The 283-nt window shown below is 76.0% G+C and carries 1 protein-coding gene; it reads left to right on the forward strand.

Annotated features, from left to right (window positions below; translation table 11 throughout):
- Positions 1 to 283: DEAD/DEAH box helicase (locus ACSNOK_RS33910; RefSeq protein WP_436784589.1), on the forward strand; the 283-nt coding region annotated here is incomplete at both ends.

The following is a 283-nucleotide window of genomic DNA, read 5'->3' on the forward strand; positions in this document are numbered from 1 at the left end:
CGGACGTCCTGGTCGTGGCCCCGACCGGGTCCGGCAAGACCCTGGCCGCCTTTCTCGCCGCGCTGGACCGGCTGGCGAGCGCCCCGCCGCCCGCCGAGGCGAAGAAGCGCTGCCGGGTGCTGTACGTCTCCCCGCTGAAGGCCCTCGCGGTCGATGTCGAGCGGAATCTGCGCAGCCCGCTGACCGGCATCCGCCACGAGGCCCTGCGGCTCGGGCTGCCCGAGCCCGAGGTGCGGGTGGGCATCCGCTCCGGTGACACCCCGGCCGCCGAGCGCCGCTCGAT

The sequence above is a fragment of the Streptomyces sp. URMC 126 genome (genome assembly GCF_051386555.1).
In the GTDB taxonomy this organism is placed as follows: domain Bacteria; phylum Actinomycetota; class Actinomycetes; order Streptomycetales; family Streptomycetaceae; genus Streptomyces.